This is a genomic window from Pseudoclavibacter sp. AY1F1, from assembly GCF_002931075.1.
Lineage (GTDB): Bacteria > Actinomycetota > Actinomycetes > Actinomycetales > Microbacteriaceae > Pseudoclavibacter.
In genome coordinates this window covers 888,268-908,092 of record NZ_PSTQ01000001.1, presented here as the reverse complement: position 1 = coordinate 908,092, position 19,825 = coordinate 888,268, and the positions used below count along the sequence as shown (strand labels likewise).

Here is a 19,825-nt window from a genome sequence, read left to right as displayed (position 1 = left end):
ACCAAGCGCGTCCACGAACCCAGGGAACTCGCGCACCACGATCCCCGCATCCGACAACGCACCCTCCGCCGCCGAATGCCCGATCTGCTCGATCAACGCACCCTCCGCCGCGACCGACTGCACATGCATACCGTGCTCGGTGGTGCCCTCCATCGCATCCAACACCGCCGCCATCTCCGCCAGCTTCGCCCGCACCCGCACCTGATCCGCCGCGACCGCAGCCGCCATCACCGCAAGATGGGCATCCCAATCCAACAGAAACTTCCGCCACACCACGACCGACGCCGGGTCGTTGGGATCAAGCCCCAACACCTTCAGCGGCTCACCGTCGTAGAAGTCGTCCATGACCACAGCCTGGACCGGACCACCGACAAACCACGCCCCAGCGGCAGCGCACCGAGAAAAACCCAGATGCTCAGGCGAGTCTCGAGCGCAGACTCTACTCGGTCAGCGACTGGCCCCTGGCCCCGACGATCGAGCGGAGCATCGCGCGCAGGATCCCGAAGAACCCGAGCAAACCGATGACAGCGCCGAGCAGGTTGAACAGCTGCAGGCCTGGGGCGAGCGTCGGCCCGCCGCCGGCGACGACCAGCACGATCGCGAGGATGACCGCGGTCAAGGCAACGGCCGTGTCGATGCCCCGGCTCACGAGTCCTCCCAACCAGCTGCGGTCTTGGCGGTCCGAGAACGGGCTGACGCGAACGCTCAGCTCGCCGTCCTCGAGCTTCGAGACGATAGTGTCGATGCGGTTCGGCATCCGGGCGGCGTAGGCGGCGGCGACGGCGGCCTTCGCCTGCGCCGTTCCGACGACCCGCTTGAGCGCCAGCAGCTGCTTGAGGAGCTTCGGCACGAACGGGAGCGCGCGCTGCACGAAGTCGAAGTCGGGTTCGATGACTCGCAGGCAACCCTCGAGCGTCGCGAAGCTGCGGAACGCCGACGCGAGTGTCGAGGGGAGTGCCAGATGGTGTTTCCGGATGACGTCGAGCATCATCGTGAAGATCGAGCCCTCGCCGCGCGGCCAATGCTGGACCGAGGTCAAGGCGATCCCGATGTCGTGGCGGAACGCGTCGACGTCGAGGTCCTCCGGTGCGTCGACGATGAGCAGCAGTGCATCCGCGGCGGAGACGTCATCGTCGCTTGCCGCTGACAGCAGAAACGCGGCCAGGTGCTCCCGCTGGCTTCGCTGCACGATGCCGATAGCACCGAAGTCGATGAGGCCGAGCGTGCTGTCGTCGCGGATGAAGACGTTGCCGGGGTGCAGGTCGGCGTGGAAGACCCCATACACGAGGATCTGCTCGATCACCGTCTCCATGAGCGTCTGCGCGAGGTCGTGGCGCACCTCGGGGCCGAGAGCTTCGAGGCGCTCGGTCGCTGAGCTCAGCGGGCTGCCGTCCATCACATCCATCGTCAGCACCCTGCGGGCGCTTGCCGCCGCGTACACCGCCGGGATCGCGATCTCCTGGAGCTCGGGGGAGCCGGCGTGGATGTCGCGCATCGTGCTCTCGATCATGTGCACGTTGCGGGCCTCGACCCGGTAGTCGAGTTCCTCTTCCAATGTCGTCGTGAAGCCGGCCGCCATCGCCGAGAGTCGCATCTCCCTGCCGAGGGCCGTGTGGGTCTCGGCCCGGTCGGCGAGGCGCCCGATGATGTCCACGTCCGCTTCGACCTGCGCCCTTGCATCCGGACGCTGCACTTTGATCACTACCGGTGTGCCGTCGACGAGGCGAGCGCGGTGCACCTGCGCGACGGAGGCGGCCGCCAGGGGAGTGGTGTCGATCTCTCCGAAGATCGTGTCGAGCGGGACGCCGAGCTCGCTTTTCAGGACCTGCTCGATATCGGGCCACGGCACCGTCGTCGCGTTCGACTGCAGACGGGCGAGTGCCGAGAGGTAGGGCTCAGGCACGAGGTCCCGCCGCGTGGAGAGCACCTGCCCGAGCTTCACGAACGTGACTCCGGCGTGATTGATCGTCGTGATGAGCGCATCCGCGCGCTGCTGCGCAGTCGTGCGTCCCTCGGCGGTCGGGGTTCGGCGTCCGTGCAGCAGCCACCCAGCCCCGTCGCGGGAGGCGATCGTGAGGATCTGCAGGTACCGCTTCGTCCTGCTGCGTCGTCGGATGGCGGAGCGGACGAGTTCGATGGGGTTCGGGAACGCCCGCGTGGGGATCGTCGCCTCGAGCGCCACGAGGACCAGCACCCCGAGGGCGAAGATCCACGAGACTGCGAGGAGGACCACGACGACGACGACGGTGAAGTTGGTCTCGCCATCCTCGAGCTGATCGACTCCGGTCTCGCGGATTATCCAGTTGCCGAACGGAAGCGAGGCCACAACAACGAGGGCACCGACGATGACCGCACGGATGTAGCCGATCGGCACACCGAGCACGCGGCGGGACACGAGACCCACGAGGATGGCGGCGAGGATCGCTACGGCGATCAGCAGGACGTTAGCGAACACGGCGCTCCTCGTCAGGTGGGGGACTCGCCCAGGCTAGCGGCTCGCCAGCGGACCTCGCCTCATCGACCCAGGTAGGGAAGGTGTGGCGCGGCGTCCTCCGCGAACTGGCGCAGTATGCGTCGCTGCGTCTCGGCGGGGTAGTCGAAGGGGAGCGCGATGACAAGCTCGTCCGCGGCCTTGATGCCGGCGTCGTCGGAGAGCGCTTCCGCGATCTGCTCACAGGTGCCGTGGGCCACGCGCCCGAACTGGAACGGAAGCGGGCCGCCGCCGACGTTGGCCGCGCGCTCCGCGTCACGCTCCAGCAACCATTCGAGTTCGGCACGCTCCGCCGGTGTGCTGAACGGCACGATGGCTCGGCTGACGGAAGCGAACGAGGGGGAGTCGCTCACCTTCGCGTGCTCACCGCGGTAGTCGCGGATGTACGCGGCCTGGGTCGACTCGAAGCCGAGGTCGCCGATCTCCGTGTTGAGGGTCGACAGCTGCAGACGCAGGCCTCTCTGCCCGGTCTTCCTGGCGCTGGAACCACCGCCGGCCCCATATGCGACGCGCTCCCTGAGGCCAGGGCTGTGCGGATGCACGGTGAGCTCCTCGCCAGCCTTCGCGAACGAGAGGTCAGACTCGGCGGTCGCAACCGTCTTGCCTTCGACGGCAGCGAGGAACGTGTCGAGCCTCGCGTCGACGAGGGCCCGCACGTCGTCGCCGTCAATCTTCCCGAAGGCCTGCGCGAACGTCGACTCCGTCGCGGCGTAGCCGGAACTCAGCCCAAGTTCGAGGCGGCCGTCGGCGAGGAGATCGAGCGTCGCCGCATCTTCGGCGAGACGCACTGGCTGCTCGAAGCGCAGGGGAGTGACGCTCGTTCCGACGCGGATGCGCTTCACCCGTTGGGATACGGCGGCGAGGAACGTGAACGGCGAGGACAGATAGGTCTCGAGGTGGCGGTGGCGCACGTAGCCCGTGTCGTAGCCGAGGTCCTCCGCGTACTCGAAGAGCTCGAGGCCTTCCTGCAGTCCGAGCGATCGGTTCATGGAGACTCTCGTGTGCTCGACGAACGCGAGGAAGGAGAGACGCTTCGGGGCGGCGGATGCGGGCTGCGTGACGGGATCGCTCATGGTGCCCTCAGCATCCCGCCGCCGCAGCCTCCCGCCCCGCGCGATCGTCACGTGGCGTAAGGGCCGGTAAGACGGCGCAAGGCGTCCCGCCGGTCTCGTTCCGCCGCAGGCATATGAAAGATATAAAGGCGCGCCCGGTGTCTGTGCTTGTCGACGCATTCTGTCGGACGCCAACTGTGCCGTGACCGCGAGCGACAAGAATATTCGCCGCTTGGTCCTCGGGCATCGGACTGTAAGGTCCGACGCGGTCGGCTCGGTTCTGGCGCGGATCCGGTGCAGATCCGGCGCCAGTCTGGCGTCAGTCAGGCACAGGAGAGAGGAGTGATCGACGCATAATGTCATAATGTGCATTATCGGATGTAGTGGAACCTGGCTCGGCGTGCGCGAGCTCAGCGCTTGTCATCAAGTAGGCTGTGAGTGCACGGTGAGTACTTTGCCGTGGCTGACTTCGTGGCCCGAGCCACCTTGTTGTTGTTTGTGTCACTGAGAGATCCTGGGAGCCGACACTCGTGAGCGTTCTGATTGCCATCGGTTGCATCATCATCTTCGGCGCTGGCATCTGGTGCTACGGCCTGGCGTTCCAGGTCGACGGCGACACGCTTCGCCTCCTGGTGTTCCTGGCGGGCATCCTGCTGAACTCGCTTGCGCTGTTCATCCCTTGGCAGCTCGTGGGCCAGAGCCGCAAGTAGCGACCAAAGCTTCACGCGCGGTGTTCACCCCCAGCATCGACATCAGCGTTCGTATCAAAGCTCCTGCTGAGCTCATCTGGCAGGCCCTCGTCGATGAGGATCTCCGTGAGCTCTGGTGGGCCGACTCCGAGTTCAAGATCAAGCGCGGTGCCAAGATCTCGGCGAGATCCCTCCGGCCTGGCAAGAAGAAACCGCGTATCACCTCGGGAAACATTACCAAGATCGACGCCCCAGAGGAACTCCACTTCACGTGGAAGACGAAGGCGGGCGATTTCGAGACCAACGTCGTGCTCGTTGTCGTCCAGCAGAAAGACAAGAAGAGCAAGGTTCGTGTGCTCGAGCAGGGGTTCCCCCGCGGCGACTACGCGGAGATCCACGTCGCAAAGTATCGCGACGGCTGGCGTGAGCACCTCTTGCAGCTCCAGGAGCTGTTCGAGGATGGTCCCGGCCGCAAGCTCGCGACAAACTCACTCAAGCACTCCTGACGGTGCTCCCCCGCGCTCAGCGCTGACGAAGATGCCCGGACCACGTGGTCCGGGCATCTTCGTTTCCGCGCGTCTGACTCGAATGGCAGCGGCCGGAATCGCTACTCGCTGACGAACCCCGAAGTGTCGCCGATGAGTCGCAGGTTGTCGGCGGGGACCGGCTCGACGACCGCCTTTGTGACCTCGGCCGCGAACTCCTGCACGTTGTAGAGCTTCCCGGCCTCCTCGCGGCGGGCTGCGATCGCACCGGGGTTGAGGCGATCAAGCAGTGTTGCCGTGATGGTGCCCTCGATCATGTCCCCGGAGACGACCACGAACTCGACACCGCGCTCGGTCAGCTCCGGAACAAGCGCGAGCAGGGCATCCTCGCCGGCACGCTTGGAGCTCGCGACGGCCTCGTACTCCGGCATGGTCGGGGTGGTCCGGATGAAGTGCGCCTGGTGGCTCGTGACGAACACGACACGCCCGCCGTCGCGCATGAGCTCGAGTGCCGCCTTGAGTGTCTCGACCTGCGCATCACGGTTGAGCTTGAGGGCGTAGTCCTCGCCGAGGCCGGACTCCATGCCCCCGGATGCGTTGAGGACCAGGACATCGAGGCCGCCGTACTCGCGGTCGATCGTCGAGAAGAGCTCCTGACGGCTCGCCTCGTCGGTGAGGTCGGCTCCGACGGCGATGGCGGTGCCGCCATCGGCTGCGATCGCGTCGACGAGCTTGACGGCCCGCGCTTCCTTGTTGCGGTAGTTCACGACGACCTTCGCGCCAGCCTGCGCAAGGAACTTGACGGTGTCCGCGCCGATGCCGCGTGAGGAACCCGTGACAAGCGCACGCTTGCCCTCGAGTGCTCCAGCGGCCAGCGGGTTGAGAATCTGTTCAGCCATGCGTCCGATTCTATTGGGCGCGAAGCGATGCGAGCGCACTAGCGTTGGTCGCATGCAGCACCCTTACCTGGATGGCGCTCCCCCGCGAGTGCTCGCTCATCGTGGCCTGGCTCTGGAGGCGACGGAGAACACGATGGAGGCGTTCGCCGCGGCGATCGCGGTTGGTGCAACGCACATCGAGACCGATGCGAGGGCTTCGAGCGACGGACGGGCGGTCCTGTGGCACGACAAGACGCTCGAGGGCTTCGACGGCAGCGCCAGGGCTGTTGCTGACTCCCCCATGTCCGTGCTGGCCGGACTCAGGTCGACGGGGTCCACCCCGGGTGCCGAGCTGCTTCCGCTTGATGCAGCGCTCGACGCGTTTCCGGCTGCGAGGTTCAACATCGATGTGAAGTCGGGTGATTCCGTGGTGGCTGTCGCTGACGCTGTCCGGCGTGCAGGCGCCGAGTCCCGGGTCCTCATCACTTCGTTCTCAGCCCTGCGTCTGCGGCAGACCGCCCGGTTGCTGCCTGGCGCGGCCCGTGGCGCAGCGGGTCCCGGCATCGCGGCGGCACTCCTCGCGATGTCGGTTCGCTCGGGGCGGATGCTACACCGCGCCCTCCAGGGGACCGCGGCCGTCCAGATCCCCGAGCGGGCATACGGCCTCGAGCTCCTCTCCCCCGAGAGGCTGCGCGCGTTCCACCGCTACACGCCGGAGGTCCACGTGTGGACGATCAACGATCCCGCGACGATGCGGGACCTGCTCGAGCGAGGAGTCGACGGGCTTGTCACCGACCGTGCCGATCTCGCCGTGAAGGTTGTGAGAAGTCACACAAATCTATGAGTTTTCGAGGAAAAGCGGGAACGCGCGGGAATACCTCGGCACAATCGCACGTTGGGACGATAGAAGTAGAACCGCACTGACGAGGAGAGGAGGTCAGCAATGGCTGATCGGAGTCTGCGCGGAATGCGGCTCGGCGCACAGAGCCTGCAGAGTGACGAGGGCGTTGTCCTTGTCGACCGCCAGGTGCGAACGTACGAGACGACACTGGGTGAGCGCTTTGCCGTCACCTTCGCCGCTGAAGCGGAGGTGCCCGAGGTCTGGGCGTCACCGAAGAGCGGCAACGAGGGTCGTCTGCTGGATGAAGGCGGCGAGCAGGTCGCCTACGAGGCGCCGGAGCAGAAGCACCAGCGCACTCACTGGGACATGCTGCTCGAGCGTCGCACGCGGGAGGAACTCGAAGAGGTCCTCCAGGAGCGACTCACGTTCCTGCGCTCACGGCGCGGAACCAAGGGCGCAAAAGACGTCTGACCCCCGCAGGTCGCTCGGCGAGCGACCGTGAACGTCGAAAGGGACGAAGCCAGCGGCTTCGTCCCTTTCGTGTTGCGCGGCGCCGGGGACAGCCTCTTTTCCTCGAGCTGACCGTTGACGGGCGAGCCTCGCGTCGAAACCCGGCCTACCGCCGCGGGATACGCAGGGCGGAGGCGCTCTGTCGCTGGGTCTTCGAGGAGCCGGCCCCGAGAAGGAGCCCGAGCCCGAGCATCCCGAGTGTGACCTCGATGCCGCGCCCGAGGAGCACGGCGGGAGTGAGTCCGTCGGCGAGGGGAACGTCGACGATCATCACACCAGGCTCGTACCAGGGAAGCTCCGCGAGCACGCGGCCCTCTGGCGAGTAGATGGCGCTCATGCCGACCGTGGACGCCTGCACGATGGAGCGCCCGGTCTCCATCGACCGGAGACGAGCGAAGGCGAGCTGCTGCGCCGGCTCGTCGGTCTTCCCGAAGTCGGCGTTGTTGCTCGGCGCGAAGAGCACCGTCGCGCCTCCCAGGACGGCGTCCCTGATCAGCACGTCGTCGACGATGTCATAGCAGATGTACGTGCCCGCCCGGATGTCGCCGATCTCGAGGATGCTGTCGCGCTCCCCCGGCGAGTAGCCGCGGCCGATCATGCCGATGAGATCAGGGGCCAGCGAGTACCAGAAGTCACGATCCGGAACGTACTCGCCGAACGGAATCGGGTGCTTCTTGTCGTACTGGTCGCCCCAACCCGACTCCGCATCCCACACGAACTGGGAGTTGAAGAAGCGGTCGTCCGCCTCGGTCTCCCCCGGCTCGATCGTCACCGTGTTGGCGACGATGGGCGCCCCGTAGCTTTCGCTCAGCTGATCGAGGGTACGGCGAACTCCTGGCGACGCAAGCGGGTTCAGGTCGATCGAGCCTTCTGGCCACAGGATCACGTCGACGTCAGCGTCGGCCGGAATCGTCCGCGTCGCCTCGACGTGGCCGAGGAAGACGTCGCCGGGCTCGCCGTCGACGAAATACGCGGCCTCGGGCGTGTCTCCCTGCACGGCGGCCACCCGGGCAGATCCGATCGTGCTTGTCGGGAAGAGCGGCACGGCCACGACCACGAGCACGGCTGCGGCCGCGGTTGCCCAGGTGATCGGGCGGACGCGTGCGCGGCCCAGCTCGAGGAGAAAAGCCACGAGGAAGACCATCACGAAGCCCATGCCCGAGAGTCCGAGCCACGACACGAGCTCAGCAAATGGGCTCGCCGACTGCGACTGGGCGACTCGGCCCCAGGCGAAGCCGCCGTACGGCCAGGCCGAATAAATCGCCTCGCGCAGCGTCCAGAGGCCAGCGACCGCCGCGGGGACCAGGATCAATCGCTTGCCGCCGTCAGCCCAGCGGGCGGTGGTCCGCCGGTAGGCAAGGGCGATAAGCAGCGCGCCCCCAGCCCAGAAGAGCGACGAGAGAATGCTCAGTGCGCTCCACGGGACGGGCCCGAGGAAGAGGGAAGCCCAGGCGATGAGCGGGAAGTAGTACGAGAGTCCGGATGCGAGACCGACGAGGAACGCGCCACCCGCCGAGCGGTGCATGAGCGAGCAGAGCACGAGGCCGATGCCGAGGAAGGCGAGCGGCCAAAGCGCTGGTCCTGGGAACGCGGCTCTCAGCAGCAGACCACCTGCGACGGCGGCGAGCAGCGAGAGCCAGAAGGACCTCACCCGACCCCCGAATAGGCGACGATGCCGCGGCGCACGCTGTTCGCCGCCTGACGCGCGGTCGACGCGAACTTGCCCTCCGCGACCTTCTCGATCTGATCGAGCACATCGAGCACCTGCTTGCACCACCGCACGAAGTCGCCGGCCGCCAAGTTCGACTCATCGAGCACCCGCTCGAGCTCGGCGCCATGCGCCCAGTGGAAGATCGCCGGGGCGAGGTTCGTGGCCAGCCGAGACGAACGTGGAACGCGGAAGCGCTCCGCGAGTTCATCCAGCCCCTGCCAGTGCTTCTCCGTCGTCTTCATCGCCTCGCGGAACGCGCCACGTGGCAATTGGTACTCCTCGAGGCTCTCCTCCTCGCGACGCGGCTCGTAGACGAGCACTGCAGCCATGGCCGCAAGCTGCTGGGGGGTCAGCTCGTTCCATGCCTGCCTGCGCAGGCACTCAGCGATGAGCAGGTCGCGCTCTCCGTAGATGCGGGCGAGTGTGCGCCCGTGCGCAGTCACCTCGAGGTCCTTCTCGCCGCCTTCGAGGGGGGCCAGGTAGCCGAGCTCGAGCAGCAGGTCGGTGATCCGGTCGAAGACCTGGGCCACCGCCCCCGTGCGCGACTCGATCTGACGCGTGAACTTGTCGTTCTCGTGCTTCAGCTTCCAGTACCGCTCGCCCCAGCGTGCATGCTGCTCGCGGTCGGGGCAGACGTGGCAGGGGTGACGCTTGAGCGCGTTCTGCAGCTGGGTCAGCTTCGCCTGGCGGCGCTCGCGCGCGGCGTGCTGGTGAGCCTCATCGTGCGGGATGCGCTTGCGCTCGAGGTCGTTCAGCTCGCGTCGGATGCGTGAGTACTCGAAGAAATCGCCGAGGTGGCACCTCATGCCGTCCTCGTAGCCAGCGAGAGCTTCTTCTTGCTGTCGGACGCGCTTGGCAAGGTCGACGACGGCGCGATCAGCCTGGAACTGCGCGAACGAGGACTCGAGCACGGAGCGCGTTCGAGCGCGACCGAAGCGGTCGATGAGGTTGACCGCCATGTTGTAAGTCGGCTTGAAACTGGAGTTCATGGGGTAGGAACGACGTGACGCGAGGGAGGCGATCGCCTGCGGGTGCATCCCGCCGACCCACTGCACGACCGCGTGGCCCTCGACGTCGATGCCTCGGCGTCCTGCCCTGCCCGTCAGCTGCGTGTACTCGCCTGGCGTGATCGGCACCCGGGACTCGCCGTTGAACTTCTCGAGCTTTTCGAGGACCACCGTGCGGGCGGGCATGTTGATGCCCAGCGCGAGCGTTTCCGTAGCGAAGACCAGCTTGACGAGCTTGCGCTGGAAGAGCTCCTCGACGACCTCCTTGAACGCGGGCAGCAGGCCGGCATGGTGCGCGGCGATACCGCGCTCGAGGCCTTCCGTCCACTCGTAGTAGCCGAGGACACCGAGGTCCTCGTCGAGCAGGTTGCGGCAACGGTCTTCCACGATCCAGCGGATCTCGTCGCGCTCTTCCCTTGTCGTCAGCGAGACGCCCGCACGCAGGACCTGCGAGACCGCCTGGTCGCAGCCCTTGCGGCTGAAGATGAAGTTGATGGCGGGCAGCATGTCCGCGTCGTCGAGCATCTTGGTCAGGCCGGCGCGGTCGGCGCGCGGCGCCTGGAAACGCTGATCCTTCCAGCTGCTCCCCCGCCCGCGCCGCCCGACACGGTCACGGTCGCGACCGTCTTCGCGTCTGCCGCCGCCGCCTTGAGTCGCCCGGACCAGGTCGGGGTTCACGCGGTCGGCGATGTCTCCGTCGCGCGTCTCGAAGAGGTCGTAGAGGCGATGACCAACAAGCACGTGCTGGAAGAGCGGCGTCGGGCGCTCCTCCGAGACGATGACGTCAGTGTCGCCGCGCACGGTCTGCAGCCAGTCGCCGAACTCCTCGGCGTTCGAGACGGTCGCGGAGAGCGAGATGAGGCGCACCTCGCTGGGAAGGTGGATGATGACCTCTTCCCAGACGGCTCCGCGGAAGCGGTCGGCAAGGTAGTGCACCTCGTCCATGATCACGTATGCGAGGTCGTCGAGCAGGTCGCTGCCCGCGTAGAGCATGTTCCGCAGGACTTCTGTGGTCATGACCACGATGCGCGCCCGAGGATTGATGTTGACGTCGCCAGTCAGGAGCCCGACTTCGCTCTCGCCGTAACGCCGGACGAACTCGCTGAACTTCTGGTTGCTCAGCGCCTTGATGGGCGCCGTGTAGAAGATCTTCGCGTTCGGCTGGCGCATCCCCAGGAAAACGCCGAATTCGGCGACAACCGTCTTGCCCGCGCCCGTCGGGGCCGCTACGAGCACGCTCCGGCCCGCCTCGACGCTCGCGCACGAGGCGATCTGGAACTCGTCCAGGTCGAAGCTCAGCTCGCGCCGAAACAGCTCGAACTGCTGCAGCTTGGCGCGTGCCCTACTCGCGGCGAAGCGCTCTGACGGACTCTGGGTCATGCAGCCGACGCTTCGGCTGCCGCCAACTCGGCCTCGAACTTCTTGTGCTTGCGGGCGCGGCGGCGATCGTTGATCATCGCAATGCCCACGGCGAGGAAGTACAAGCCGAGCATCGGGGCCATGAGGAAGAACATGGAGAGCACGTCCGCCGAAGGTGTTGCCATTGCTGCGAACAGGGCAACGAGGAGGACAGCAGTGCGCCATCCCTTGAGGATCGCCGAACCCGTGATGATCCCCGCGAAGTTCAGCATGACGAGAACAACGGGGAGCACAAACGCGATGCCTACTGCGATGCAGAGGGTCATGATCAGCTTGTAGTAGTCACCTGCGCTGATGAGGCTGGAGCTGTCTTCTGGTGCGAAGCTGACCATGACCTCGACGATTCGAGGCATGAGCATCCAGGCGACCCAGACGCCTGCGAGGAAGAGTGGGATGGCGGTGCCGACGAAGCCGATCGCATACCAGCGCTCGTTTTTCTTGAGGCCGGGCATGATAAACATCCAGATCTGGTATAGCCAGACCGGCGACGACAGGATGACACCAAGCCCGAGCGAGATCTGGAGACGCAGATCAAACGCGCCCGTCACGCTCTGGAAGTTCAGATCAGCTGTGCGGCCCCGTGTCTCGGCGATGTCGTGGATGGGCGCCGCCATGAGATTGAAGACCCAGTCGGTGAGCAGGAAGCCGCCCACCATACCGAGCACGATCCCGATCGCAGCGATGATCAGGCGGTTGCGGAACTCGATGAGGTGCTCCGCAAGGCGCATGCGTCCGTCAGGGTCGCGCTTGCGGCTCTTCTTCGCTTTCGACTTCGTCGGCTCGACCGCCAGCGGAGCCCCCTCGGGTTGAACGGTCACGTCAGTTGGAGGTGCCCGTGTTGCCCCTGGCGTCGGAGCTCGGCGCGGCAGGTGCCTCTGGAGCCGGGGCTGCCGGGGCGGAGTTCTGGACGGGCGGCGTCACGGGTGCCTGCGGGGAGGCCGGTGCCTGTGGTGCGGCCGGCGCGTTCGAGGCGGCAGGCTGCGAGTAGACGTCGGTTGCCGGAGGCACGTCGACTTCGTCGTCCTTCTTCATGTTCTTGACCTCTCCGCGGAAGATACGCATCGACTGTCCGATGCTTTTCGCGAGGCCTGGGAGCTTCGGAGCACCGAAGAGCAACAGGACGATCACCAGGATGATGATGAGGTGTGGGCCAGTCAGATTCGGCATGGTGTCAGTTGCCTTTCACAAGGTGTTCGAATTGAGACGGGTCTGCCGTCGTCAGGTCGCGGGCGCGCTGAAGGCGTTGCTCGCGACGCTGTTCTTTGGTTTCGTCGAGCGCTTCTCTCAGCGCACCTCGCTCGACCTGGACCTCGCGGAGACCGCGGACGATCGCGTTGCTCCGCGGGGGCGTGAACGAGACGAGCGTTTGCGCACGCTGCTCGAACGCCTCGAGGAGTACCTCGAGACTCGCCAGCTCGCCCTGCAGGAGGACGGCCTTCTTGAAGAGCCAGTAGCCGAGCGCGCCGAGCACTGCAAGGAGGATGAGCACGAGGCCCACCCAGATCAGAACCCAACTCCACCACGGCATAGTGACTCCAACGATACCTGGTCTCAGGTGAATCACCAGGCCACCGCTCGTGCCCGATTTCCAGGTTCAGCGGTCCCCATGCTCGCGGAGGGCGGCTTCAGCCCAGTCAGCGACGGCGGTTCGCGCCGATTCTGGCGAGATGACACGGATCTCGCCGGCGTTTCCGGACACGAGCCTGGCCAAGTGCTGCAGGGAAGCGATGCGGACTTCCACGATGGCGCGCCCGTGCTCGTCGGCCTGAGGGGTTGGCTCCCCCGCCGGCAGGTAGTCCCGCACGAGCGGCATCGCGGCTGAGCCGACCTCGAGGGTGACAAGCGCGTGCTCGTCGCTCGGTGTGAAAATGGGTCTCGTCCGCTCGACACCGGGATGCGAACCTGCGGACACATCCGTGACAACCGCGTCCCGCATCCGGTCGAGCCTGAAAACTCGTGCGGCGTCGCGCTCCACGCTCCACCCGTGCAAGAACAGGTCACCGCCGAGCGTCTCGAGGGTAAAGGCATCGACGTGCCGCACGCTCTCCTCGCCGTCCTCGCGGCGGTAGCGGAAGCGAAGTCGTCTGCCGGTCGCTAGGGCGGCCGCGACCGCATCTCGCGCGGCCGGGTACTCCCCCGCCGTCCCAAAGGCGAAGTGCGGCGTCGCGCCGCTTGCCCCGAGCTTGCCGAGGAGCTCCTCGATCCGTGACTCGTCCACGAGACGGGGCAGGCTCCGGAGGAAGCCGAGGCCCGCGATGACGGCGGCCGCCTCTCGGTTCGACATGCGCGGGGCCTCTTCGAGGGCCACGAAGTGGGTGACCTCGATGAGGTCGTGCAGCTCGAGCGCGTCCCAGTTGATGTCGAAGAGGTCAAGGTGGCTGTAGACCCCCGCCTCGCCGGGGGTGCCGGAGACGGCGATGAGCCTCACGGCGTCTCGCACCTGCTTCGGTTTGACCCCGAAGTGCGCCGCCGCGGTCTCGACTGGGACGGCCTCCTCCTGCTGGCGGAGGTACGGGACCAGTGACACGAGGAGAGCAAGACGGTCCGCGGAGACGAACGGGCTCATCGGGCGAGCTCCGAGTGTGTTGACACGACGAGAGTGAGTCGCGCGGCGACCAGGCGCTTGAGCTCGGGCGGAGACACGACCCTGACCTCACCGCCGAACGACGCGAGGCGGTCTGCGAGGAGGCTCAGGTCCGTGTAGCCGAGCTCGACCGCTCGCCAGGATGCCGTGAGCGCCGGTGTGCCGCTGCCGAGCCGGACCTCAGCGTCGGTGCCCTCGCGGACCTCGAGCGTCGCCCGTTGTCGTTCCGCGAGTCCTGCGAGCTCATCGAGCGCTCGTGCCGCGTGACGCTCGGCGGTCACACCGGGGTAGCGTGAGGCATCCACGTCCCCGACCTGCCGCGGGGTGGATACGATGCGCGAGAGCAGGAACATGCGCTCGGACAATCGATCGAGATCGTAGGAGACGAGCAGCCAGTTGCCGTCGGCGAACACAAGCGCGAGCGGTTCGACGCGGCGCACCTTCGCCTCGGTGTCGCCGGGCTTCGCGTACGAGAACGAGACAAGCCGCCGCTCCTCGATGGCCGTCGAAAGCGGCTCGAACGCCGCGTCACGTGCTCGCAGTCTGGGCGCGACGCCAATGAGGTCATCGCGAGTCTGGGCGCCGAGCGCCTTGAGCTTCATAAGCCCTCGCCTCGACTCCTGGGAGACGGAACCCTCGCGCCACACCTGGGCTGCGAGCGCCAGGAGTGCCGTCTCGTCTGCGTCGAACTCGAGCCCCGCTGGCATCGCGAAGCCGCCGCGCGGGACGCGGTAGCGTACGAGCTGGTTGTTGCCGGGCGCGGATGGGTCGTCGATGACCTCGACGGGAACCCCGAGGTCGCGAAGCTCCGCCTTGTCGCGTTCGAAGCGCTTCTCACGGGCCGCGGTCGCACCGGCGGTGCCGGTGTCTCTGGTGTCGTCCGCGTAGCCGTGGACGGTCTCGAAGATGTCGGTCTTCGTCAGGCCGCGCTCGGTGGTCAGGAGCGCGAGAATCAGCGAGAACTGGCGCTCCGCCGCAGCGGGGGCCTTTGCTCGCGATGTTCGCTCGTGCGTCACGCCTCGACTTTAGATCGTGCCGAGGATGTCGACGACAAAGACCAGCGTCGAGCCGGCAGGGATCGTGTCGCTTGCCTGGTCGCCGTAGCCGAGGGCAGGTGGGATGACGGCGATGACCTGGGAGCCCACCGTCTGGCCGACGAGGGCCTGGGCGAAACCGTCCACGACACCGGTCGTCGAGAACTGGGCGGGCGTTCCGCGATCCCACGAGCTGTCGAACTTCTCGCCGGTGGCGAAGAGCACACCCGTGTACTGGACGACAACGGAGCTTCCCTCGGCGACGACGCCGCCGGTCCCCAGCTTCCGGGTCTCGAGGACAAGTTCGCTCGGCGCGGCACCGCCCTCGACGATCGAGATCTGCGGTGCACCTTCGGCGGCATCTGTCACCGTGACGAGATCCTGCGTTGACGGCTGCTCAGCTCCGACTGCCCGTGCATCCGGCACCTCGATCACATCGGCGACGACAAGGGCGGGAGGAGTGTCGGTGGCGCCCGCGTTCGCGGTTCCTTCCAAGAGGAGTGCTGAGGGGATGAGCGCGACGACACGAGACCCGGAGGTCACGCCTTCGAAGAGGCCCGTCAGATAGCCGGGGATCCCCTCGGCGCTGAGGTCTAGGACCTGCCCGAGCGGCCCGTATGGGCTCTGTTCGGCCTTGGTGCCCGCGTCGTAGACCGTGAGGTCGGCTGCCACCGTCGAGTCGAGCGTCATCTCCTCGCCGTCCCCCTCGATCTCGACTCGGCGTTCGATCTCCTCGCCGAGGCCCGAGACGTCGCCGATCGTGACCGTGGGGGCCGCTCCGAACTCGCCGGTGACCTCGACGGTCTTCAGCGCATCACCGTCCGCGACCGGCGTGGAGCTGCCGGCGCACGAGGCGAGCCCGAGGGAGAGGAGGACGGCCGCGGCGACCGCGGGGAGACGTCGTTGCATGGATCCGCCTTGCGTTGAGTGGGAGAAGCGTCTGTGGATGGGGCTGGCGCCTATTCGGCGGCCAGGATGTCGATCACGAAGACGAGGGTGCTTCCCTGCGTCGTCGAGGCGTTGAGGGGGCCAGGCTGGGATGCGAGCCGCTCCGGCGGGAGCACCACGACAAGCTGCGAGCCGACGGGCGTGCCGACGATCTCCTCGCTCAGTCCGAAGAGGCCATCCGTCGGTGCGGTCGTGAGCTGCAGCACGTTGTTGCCTGGCGTCCAGGTCGAGGCGACCTGCTCGCCCGTTGACCAGTCGAACGCGGAGAGCTGCATCGTCACGAGCTGCCCCTCAGCGACCGGTGAGCCGTAGCCCTCGATGCGGACGTGCCGTTTGGGAGCCGCGGGCGGGTCCTGCGCCGGCATCGTGACGCCCGGGGTGCCGTTCGGCGCCGTGACGACGGCGGGGATGCCGTCCTCTGGCGCGGCGATCCGGCCGCCCGCGCTTGACGGGTACACGTCCAGCACGTCCGCAATCGCTACGATCGTCATGGCCGGGTCGACGCCGACCGACGTAGCGGCCTCACCGAAGAGCACGCTCGCCGGCATGACGGCGACGACGCGCTCTCCCGTCTGCGAGCACTCGATTGCCTGAGCGAGCCCAGGGAAGGTGTTCGCGATCGTCGCCACGCTTGTGGGTGCCGCCGCGCCCGACGAGTCTGCGACCGTGGGGCTGTACGGGACAAGCACTTCCCCACCGGCGCCATCGAGCAGTTCGAAGTTGGCTCGCACGACGCCGGACGGCGTGACAGGGTCGCCCGTTCCGACTCCGTCGCGGGTCGTCTCCAGCGAAGTGATGGAGAGCGGATGCGTGAGCGTCGCGCCGCTGATCTCTCCGAAGGCTCCCTCAGCCGAGACGCTTGCGGTCGCGGCGCCGTCGATGCCGGGCAGCTCGCAGGCTTCTGCATCGAGCTCGCTCTCTGGCCAGCTCACGCAGCCGGTGAGCGCGACCGCCACGGTGGCCGCGGTCAGCGCGGCTCCCGCGAGTCGCATGCGTGTGCGCGTCATTCGCTGTCTCCCTGTGAGTTCGTGCTGGTGCCTGTTGGCGCATCCGTCGTGGCTGTCGCGTCTGGTGCCTCTGTCGCGTTTGGTGCATCGGTATCGGAGTCGGACTGCTCCCGCCCCTTCTCCGCGGTGATCGCGGCGCCTCGCTGTGCGAGCCTGGCGCGCTTGCGCAGCACCTTGTCGCTCACCTGACGGTCGCCGAGCGATCCAGGCGTCCAGATCTCCACATCCTCGTCGCTGAAATCGGACTTGGATGCGCGGCGTTTGAGGTTCGGTAGGACAGCCCCATCAGCCAGGCGGCGGGCCGTCAGTAGGAAGCCGGTGTGCGCGATCATGCGGTGGTCAGGTCGGACGGCGAGGCCCTCGACGTGCCAGCCGCGGACCATGGTCTCGTCGGCGTTCGGGTCGGTGAAGAGCCCGGTTGCGCGGATCGCCTCAGCGACACGGGAGAGTTGGGTGACGGTCGCCACGTAGCAGAGCAGGACCCCGCCAGGCTTGAGTGCATCGGCGACGACATCGAGGCACTCCCAAGGGGCCAGCATGTCGAGGACCGCACGGTCTGCGGTGCCGTCGGCGTGCTGCCCGGGGAGCGCCTCAGCGAGATCTCCGAGCACGAGGCTCCAGTTGTCTGGCTTCTCGCCCATGACGCTGATGACGTTGCCCTCAGCGACCTGGGCGAACTCCTCACGTCGCTCGAAGGACGTGAGCGAGCCGGTGCCGCCGAGCATGCGGAGAATCCAGAGCGAGAGGGCACCAGAGCCGACTCCCGCCTCGATGACACGGGCACCCGGCCGGATATCGGCTTTGGCGAGGATGGCGGCGGCGTCCTTGGGGTAGATGATCGCGGCACCGCGAGGCATCGACATGACGATGTCTTCAAGCAGCGGGCGAAGCGCGAGGTACTGGCCCCCGTCGGTCGCGGAGATCACGGAACCCTCTTCCACGCCGATGATGGTGTCGTGGTCGATCATGCCCTTGTGCATGAAGTAGCGCTTGCCCGGCTCCAGGTAGAGCGTGCTCACGCGGCCCTTCGGGCCCGTCAGCTGCACGCGGTCTCCGGCGCGGAAGGGTCCGCCGATGTCGGTCTCGGTCATAGCTGTGCTTCGCTTTCTGAATCGGCGGCGCCATCGGCCGTCTGTGCGTTCTCGCGCTTCGCCGCGTCGCCCGCGACCCGTTCGACGAGGTCACCGAGCGTCTCGAGCGTGATCCCCTCGAGGGTCGACGTGACGAGGTGCGCGTGGTGTGCCTCGAGCGTCTGCCCGTGCGGCACGCCGATGGTCGCGCATCCCGCGGCCAGGGCGGCTTCGAGGCCCCGCCTCGAGTCCTCGACGGCGACGCAGCGCTCCGGTGCGACGCCGAGCTGCTCGGCTGCGCGCAGGTAGGGCTCTGGATGCGGCTTGCCGTTCTCGACCTCGTCGCCCGCGATCACGATCGTGAACAGCGGGTCGTCGAGAGTGGAGACGACGGCGTCGGCGAGGACCCGCGTTGAGTTGGTGACGAGTGCGTTCGGGATGCCGGCCGCGTGCAGCGCCACGAGCAGCTCCAGCGCGCCCGGGCGCCAGTCGAGCTCCTTCAGGATGCTCGCCATGACGGTGGTGTTCATGTGGTCGACGATCTCGCTGGGCTTGAGCTCGACACCGAGGCTCGCGAAGAACTCCGACGCATCCGCCATGCTCGACCCGACCATGCCGAGCTCCTGCTCCCCGGTGAGCGGAGGCAAGCCATGGTCGGCGAGCAGGTTCAGCTGGGCGGTCTGCCAGTACTGCTCGGTGTCGACGATGGTGCCGTCCATGTCCCACAGGACGGCGGCGGGAAGTTTCGAAGGAGCCACGGGGCGACAGTCTACGGGGCGGCAGGACGGCCACCGACGCCCGACGCGTATCCTTGGACAACACTTCATCCATGGCGAGGAGCACGGTGACGGATCACAGCGAGGCCACCACACCATTTGCGCGAGGCCGACTGCTTGTGGTCGCCTTGCTGGGCTGGAACGACGCAGGCGACGCCGCCTCGAGCGCTGTCCGCGCGCTGCAGGAGGCCATCGGTGCCGACCGCGTCATCGAGGGCATCGACGACGAGTCGTTCTTCGACTACTCGATCCACCGGCCCGTCATGAGGGCCGGTACCGAGGGCGTCCGGAAGATCCAGTGGCCCAGCGTGTCGTTCAGCGGCACGCCGCTCCGTGAGGCCGAGACGGTGGATGCGCCAGCCGAGAGCACGGAGCTTGCTGCTGACGCCGGCCTCTCTGTCAGCTCCGACAACGGAGAGAACGTGTTCGTGCTGATCGGCCCGGAACCGACGCTGCGCTGGCGGAGCTTCACGAAGCAGGTCATCGATCTTTGCGAGCGGGAGGGAATCACGCGCGTCGTGCTGGTCGGCGCGCTGCTCGCGGATGTGCCCCACACCAGACCGATCACGATCTTCATGTCGAGCGACGATGCAGCGGTGCGGGACGAACTCGATATCGATCGCAGCGAGTACGAGGGCCCGACCGGCGTGCTCTCGGCGATCGGGGAGGAAGCCCGCTCGCGGGACATGCTGGTGCTCTCGCTGTGGGCATCCGTTCCGCACTACGCCCATCACTCCCCGTCCCCCAAGGCGACGCTCGCGCTCGTCGACCGCTTGACCGAGATCGTCGACGTCTCCATTCCTCACGGCGACCTCGTGACGGAGTCGGCCGAGTGGGAGGCCGAGGTCACCGAGGCGACGGCTCAGGACGACGAGATCGCTCAGTACGTCGGCTACCTTGAGCGGACGCGCGACATGGTCGAGGCGCCAGAAGCATCAGGCGAGGCGATCGCCCAGGAGTTCGAGCGGTTCCTCGAGCAGGCGGCGGGCAAGAAGCCCCAGCCGGGCCCCGCAGCGTTCCCCACGGATCTATCCGGCACGGCGCAGCGACCGATGGGCGTCGACCGACGATCCCCTGATGAGGGTCAGGCACCAGAAGCGAACCCAGAAGCAAACCCAGAAGCAAGCCCTCAGACGAGCCCAGAGGGGAACGCAGAGGGGAACGCAGCGGCGAACGCCGATGCGGGCCGTGACACGACGCCAGATTCGAAGTCGGATCCCGATGGCGCCGGCAAGGGCGCCGAAGGAGAAGCCGAGGAAGGTCACAGCGAACAGCCCTGACCGGCGCTGCGCCAGGGATTCTTCCTGGCGCAGCGTGCTCCGT

At 67.0% G+C, this 19,825-nt stretch carries 20 protein-coding genes; 5 read left to right on the top strand and 15 right to left on the bottom strand.

Annotation, left to right across the window (positions count from 1 at the left end):
* The 3 genes from C5B85_RS04190 to C5B85_RS04180 all read right to left on the bottom strand — a co-directional run.
* Positions 1 to 345, bottom strand: a 345-nt coding sequence (locus C5B85_RS04190) for a hypothetical protein (protein WP_146077836.1), incomplete at its 3' end; no start/stop codon positions are given.
* A 94-nt stretch (positions 346 to 439) separates the two neighbouring features.
* On the bottom strand, positions 440 to 2,455 hold the full coding sequence (locus C5B85_RS04185; RefSeq protein WP_181064264.1) for an AarF/ABC1/UbiB kinase family protein: 2,016 nt from the start codon (positions 2,453 to 2,455) through the stop codon (positions 440 to 442).
* A 59-nt stretch (positions 2,456 to 2,514) separates the two neighbouring features.
* The gene (locus C5B85_RS04180; RefSeq protein ID WP_181064263.1) at positions 2,515 to 3,564 is read right to left on the bottom strand and encodes an LLM class flavin-dependent oxidoreductase; all 1,050 of its coding nucleotides are present in this window, start codon (positions 3,562 to 3,564) and stop codon (positions 2,515 to 2,517) included.
* Between the two features lie 509 nt (positions 3,565 to 4,073).
* Here C5B85_RS04180 and C5B85_RS19105 point away from each other — a divergent pair.
* Together C5B85_RS19105 and C5B85_RS04175 are read left to right on the top strand one after the other, a co-directional pair.
* Positions 4,074 to 4,253: a hypothetical protein gene (locus C5B85_RS19105; RefSeq protein WP_068479684.1), complete on the top strand. Its 180-nt coding sequence runs from the start codon at positions 4,074 to 4,076 to the stop codon at positions 4,251 to 4,253.
* 20 nt (positions 4,254 to 4,273) lie between these two features.
* Complete coding sequence (locus C5B85_RS04175) at positions 4,274 to 4,738, top strand: SRPBCC domain-containing protein (RefSeq protein ID WP_181064262.1); 465 nt, start codon at positions 4,274 to 4,276, stop codon at positions 4,736 to 4,738.
* 101 nt (positions 4,739 to 4,839) lie between these two features.
* Here C5B85_RS04175 and C5B85_RS04170 read toward each other — a convergent pair whose 3' ends face one another.
* Positions 4,840 to 5,616 (bottom strand): SDR family oxidoreductase, encoded by a 777-nt coding sequence (locus C5B85_RS04170; RefSeq protein ID WP_258070571.1) that lies wholly within the window; start codon positions 5,614 to 5,616, stop codon positions 4,840 to 4,842.
* A 52-nt stretch (positions 5,617 to 5,668) separates the two neighbouring features.
* Here C5B85_RS04170 and C5B85_RS04165 point away from each other — a divergent pair, with 52 nt between their 5' ends.
* Positions 5,669 to 6,439, top strand: a complete 771-nt coding sequence (locus C5B85_RS04165; protein WP_104284736.1) for a glycerophosphodiester phosphodiesterase family protein — start codon at positions 5,669 to 5,671, stop codon at positions 6,437 to 6,439.
* 99 nt (positions 6,440 to 6,538) lie between these two features.
* The gene (locus tag C5B85_RS04160) at positions 6,539 to 6,907 is read left to right on the top strand and encodes an RNA polymerase-binding protein RbpA (protein ID WP_068479689.1); all 369 of its coding nucleotides are present in this window, start codon (positions 6,539 to 6,541) and stop codon (positions 6,905 to 6,907) included.
* A gap of 145 nt (positions 6,908 to 7,052) precedes the next feature.
* On the opposite strand, the gene lnt is transcribed toward C5B85_RS04160, so the two are convergent.
* The 11 genes from lnt to C5B85_RS04105 form a co-directional block, all read right to left on the bottom strand.
* Entirely contained in the window at positions 7,053 to 8,597 is a 1,545-nt protein-coding gene (gene lnt / locus C5B85_RS04155) for an apolipoprotein N-acyltransferase (RefSeq protein WP_104284735.1), read from the bottom strand.
* Positions 8,594 to 11,044, bottom strand: coding sequence for an RNA helicase (locus C5B85_RS04150; protein WP_104284734.1), 2,451 nt, complete (start codon positions 11,042 to 11,044; stop codon positions 8,594 to 8,596). The genes lnt and C5B85_RS04150 overlap by 4 nt, the downstream gene beginning before the upstream one ends.
* Positions 11,041 to 11,901: a twin-arginine translocase subunit TatC gene (tatC, locus tag C5B85_RS04145; RefSeq protein ID WP_258070570.1), complete on the bottom strand. Its 861-nt coding sequence runs from the start codon at positions 11,899 to 11,901 to the stop codon at positions 11,041 to 11,043. The genes C5B85_RS04150 and tatC overlap by 4 nt, the downstream gene beginning before the upstream one ends.
* Before the next feature lies 1 nt (position 11,902).
* Positions 11,903 to 12,250: a Sec-independent protein translocase subunit TatA gene (gene tatA, locus C5B85_RS04140; protein ID WP_104284733.1), complete on the bottom strand. Its 348-nt coding sequence runs from the start codon at positions 12,248 to 12,250 to the stop codon at positions 11,903 to 11,905.
* A 4-nt stretch (positions 12,251 to 12,254) separates the two neighbouring features.
* Positions 12,255 to 12,611, bottom strand: a complete 357-nt coding sequence (locus tag C5B85_RS04135; protein ID WP_104284732.1) for a hypothetical protein — start codon at positions 12,609 to 12,611, stop codon at positions 12,255 to 12,257.
* Between the two features lie 66 nt (positions 12,612 to 12,677).
* Positions 12,678 to 13,649 carry a YafY family protein gene (locus C5B85_RS04130; RefSeq protein WP_104284731.1) on the bottom strand — a complete coding sequence of 324 codons (972 nt, stop codon included), beginning with the start codon at positions 13,647 to 13,649 and terminating at the stop codon, positions 12,678 to 12,680.
* Positions 13,646 to 14,683, bottom strand: a complete 1,038-nt coding sequence (locus C5B85_RS04125) for a YafY family protein (protein ID WP_104284730.1) — start codon at positions 14,681 to 14,683, stop codon at positions 13,646 to 13,648. The genes C5B85_RS04130 and C5B85_RS04125 overlap by 4 nt, the downstream gene beginning before the upstream one ends.
* 9 nt (positions 14,684 to 14,692) lie before the next feature.
* Complete coding sequence (locus C5B85_RS04120) at positions 14,693 to 15,610, bottom strand: FKBP-type peptidyl-prolyl cis-trans isomerase (protein ID WP_104284729.1); 918 nt, start codon at positions 15,608 to 15,610, stop codon at positions 14,693 to 14,695.
* A gap of 50 nt (positions 15,611 to 15,660) precedes the next feature.
* Positions 15,661 to 16,656, bottom strand: coding sequence for a hypothetical protein (locus tag C5B85_RS04115; protein ID WP_104284728.1), 996 nt, complete (start codon positions 16,654 to 16,656; stop codon positions 15,661 to 15,663).
* Positions 16,653 to 17,747, bottom strand: a complete 1,095-nt coding sequence (locus tag C5B85_RS04110; protein WP_104284727.1) for a tRNA (adenine-N1)-methyltransferase — start codon at positions 17,745 to 17,747, stop codon at positions 16,653 to 16,655. Before C5B85_RS04110 ends, C5B85_RS04115 begins: the two co-directional genes overlap by 4 nt.
* Positions 17,744 to 18,484, bottom strand: coding sequence for an HAD family phosphatase (locus tag C5B85_RS04105; RefSeq protein WP_181064261.1), 741 nt, complete (start codon positions 18,482 to 18,484; stop codon positions 17,744 to 17,746). The genes C5B85_RS04110 and C5B85_RS04105 overlap by 4 nt, the downstream gene beginning before the upstream one ends.
* 86 nt (positions 18,485 to 18,570) lie before the next feature.
* Here C5B85_RS04105 and C5B85_RS04100 point away from each other — a divergent pair, with 86 nt between their 5' ends.
* Positions 18,571 to 19,782: a proteasome assembly chaperone family protein gene (locus tag C5B85_RS04100; protein ID WP_258070569.1), complete on the top strand. Its 1,212-nt coding sequence runs from the start codon at positions 18,571 to 18,573 to the stop codon at positions 19,780 to 19,782.
* The last annotated feature ends 43 nt before the right edge of the window (positions 19,783 to 19,825 follow it).

Excerpts from the sequence above, each read along its gene's own strand:
- C5B85_RS04180 (WP_181064263.1), bottom strand. The coding sequence starts at position 3,564 with ATGAGCGATCCCGTCACGCAGCCCGCATCCGCCGCCCCGAAGCGTCTC.
- C5B85_RS04170 (WP_258070571.1), bottom strand. The coding sequence starts at position 5,616 with ATGGCTGAACAGATTCTCAACCCGCTGGCCGCTGGAGCACTCGAGGGC.
- C5B85_RS04165 (WP_104284736.1), top strand. The coding sequence starts at position 5,669 with ATGCAGCACCCTTACCTGGATGGCGCTCCCCCGCGAGTGCTCGCTCAT.
- C5B85_RS04160 (WP_068479689.1), top strand. The coding sequence starts at position 6,539 with ATGGCTGATCGGAGTCTGCGCGGAATGCGGCTCGGCGCACAGAGCCTG.
- C5B85_RS04150 (WP_104284734.1), bottom strand. The coding sequence starts at position 11,044 with ATGACCCAGAGTCCGTCAGAGCGCTTCGCCGCGAGTAGGGCACGCGCC.
- tatA (WP_104284733.1), bottom strand. The coding sequence starts at position 12,250 with ATGCCGAATCTGACTGGCCCACACCTCATCATCATCCTGGTGATCGTC.
- C5B85_RS04135 (WP_104284732.1), bottom strand. The coding sequence starts at position 12,611 with ATGCCGTGGTGGAGTTGGGTTCTGATCTGGGTGGGCCTCGTGCTCATC.
- C5B85_RS04130 (WP_104284731.1), bottom strand. The coding sequence starts at position 13,649 with ATGAGCCCGTTCGTCTCCGCGGACCGTCTTGCTCTCCTCGTGTCACTG.
- C5B85_RS04120 (WP_104284729.1), bottom strand. The coding sequence starts at position 15,610 with ATGCAACGACGTCTCCCCGCGGTCGCCGCGGCCGTCCTCCTCTCCCTC.
- C5B85_RS04115 (WP_104284728.1), bottom strand. The coding sequence starts at position 16,656 with ATGACGCGCACACGCATGCGACTCGCGGGAGCCGCGCTGACCGCGGCC.
- C5B85_RS04110 (WP_104284727.1), bottom strand. The coding sequence starts at position 17,747 with ATGACCGAGACCGACATCGGCGGACCCTTCCGCGCCGGAGACCGCGTG.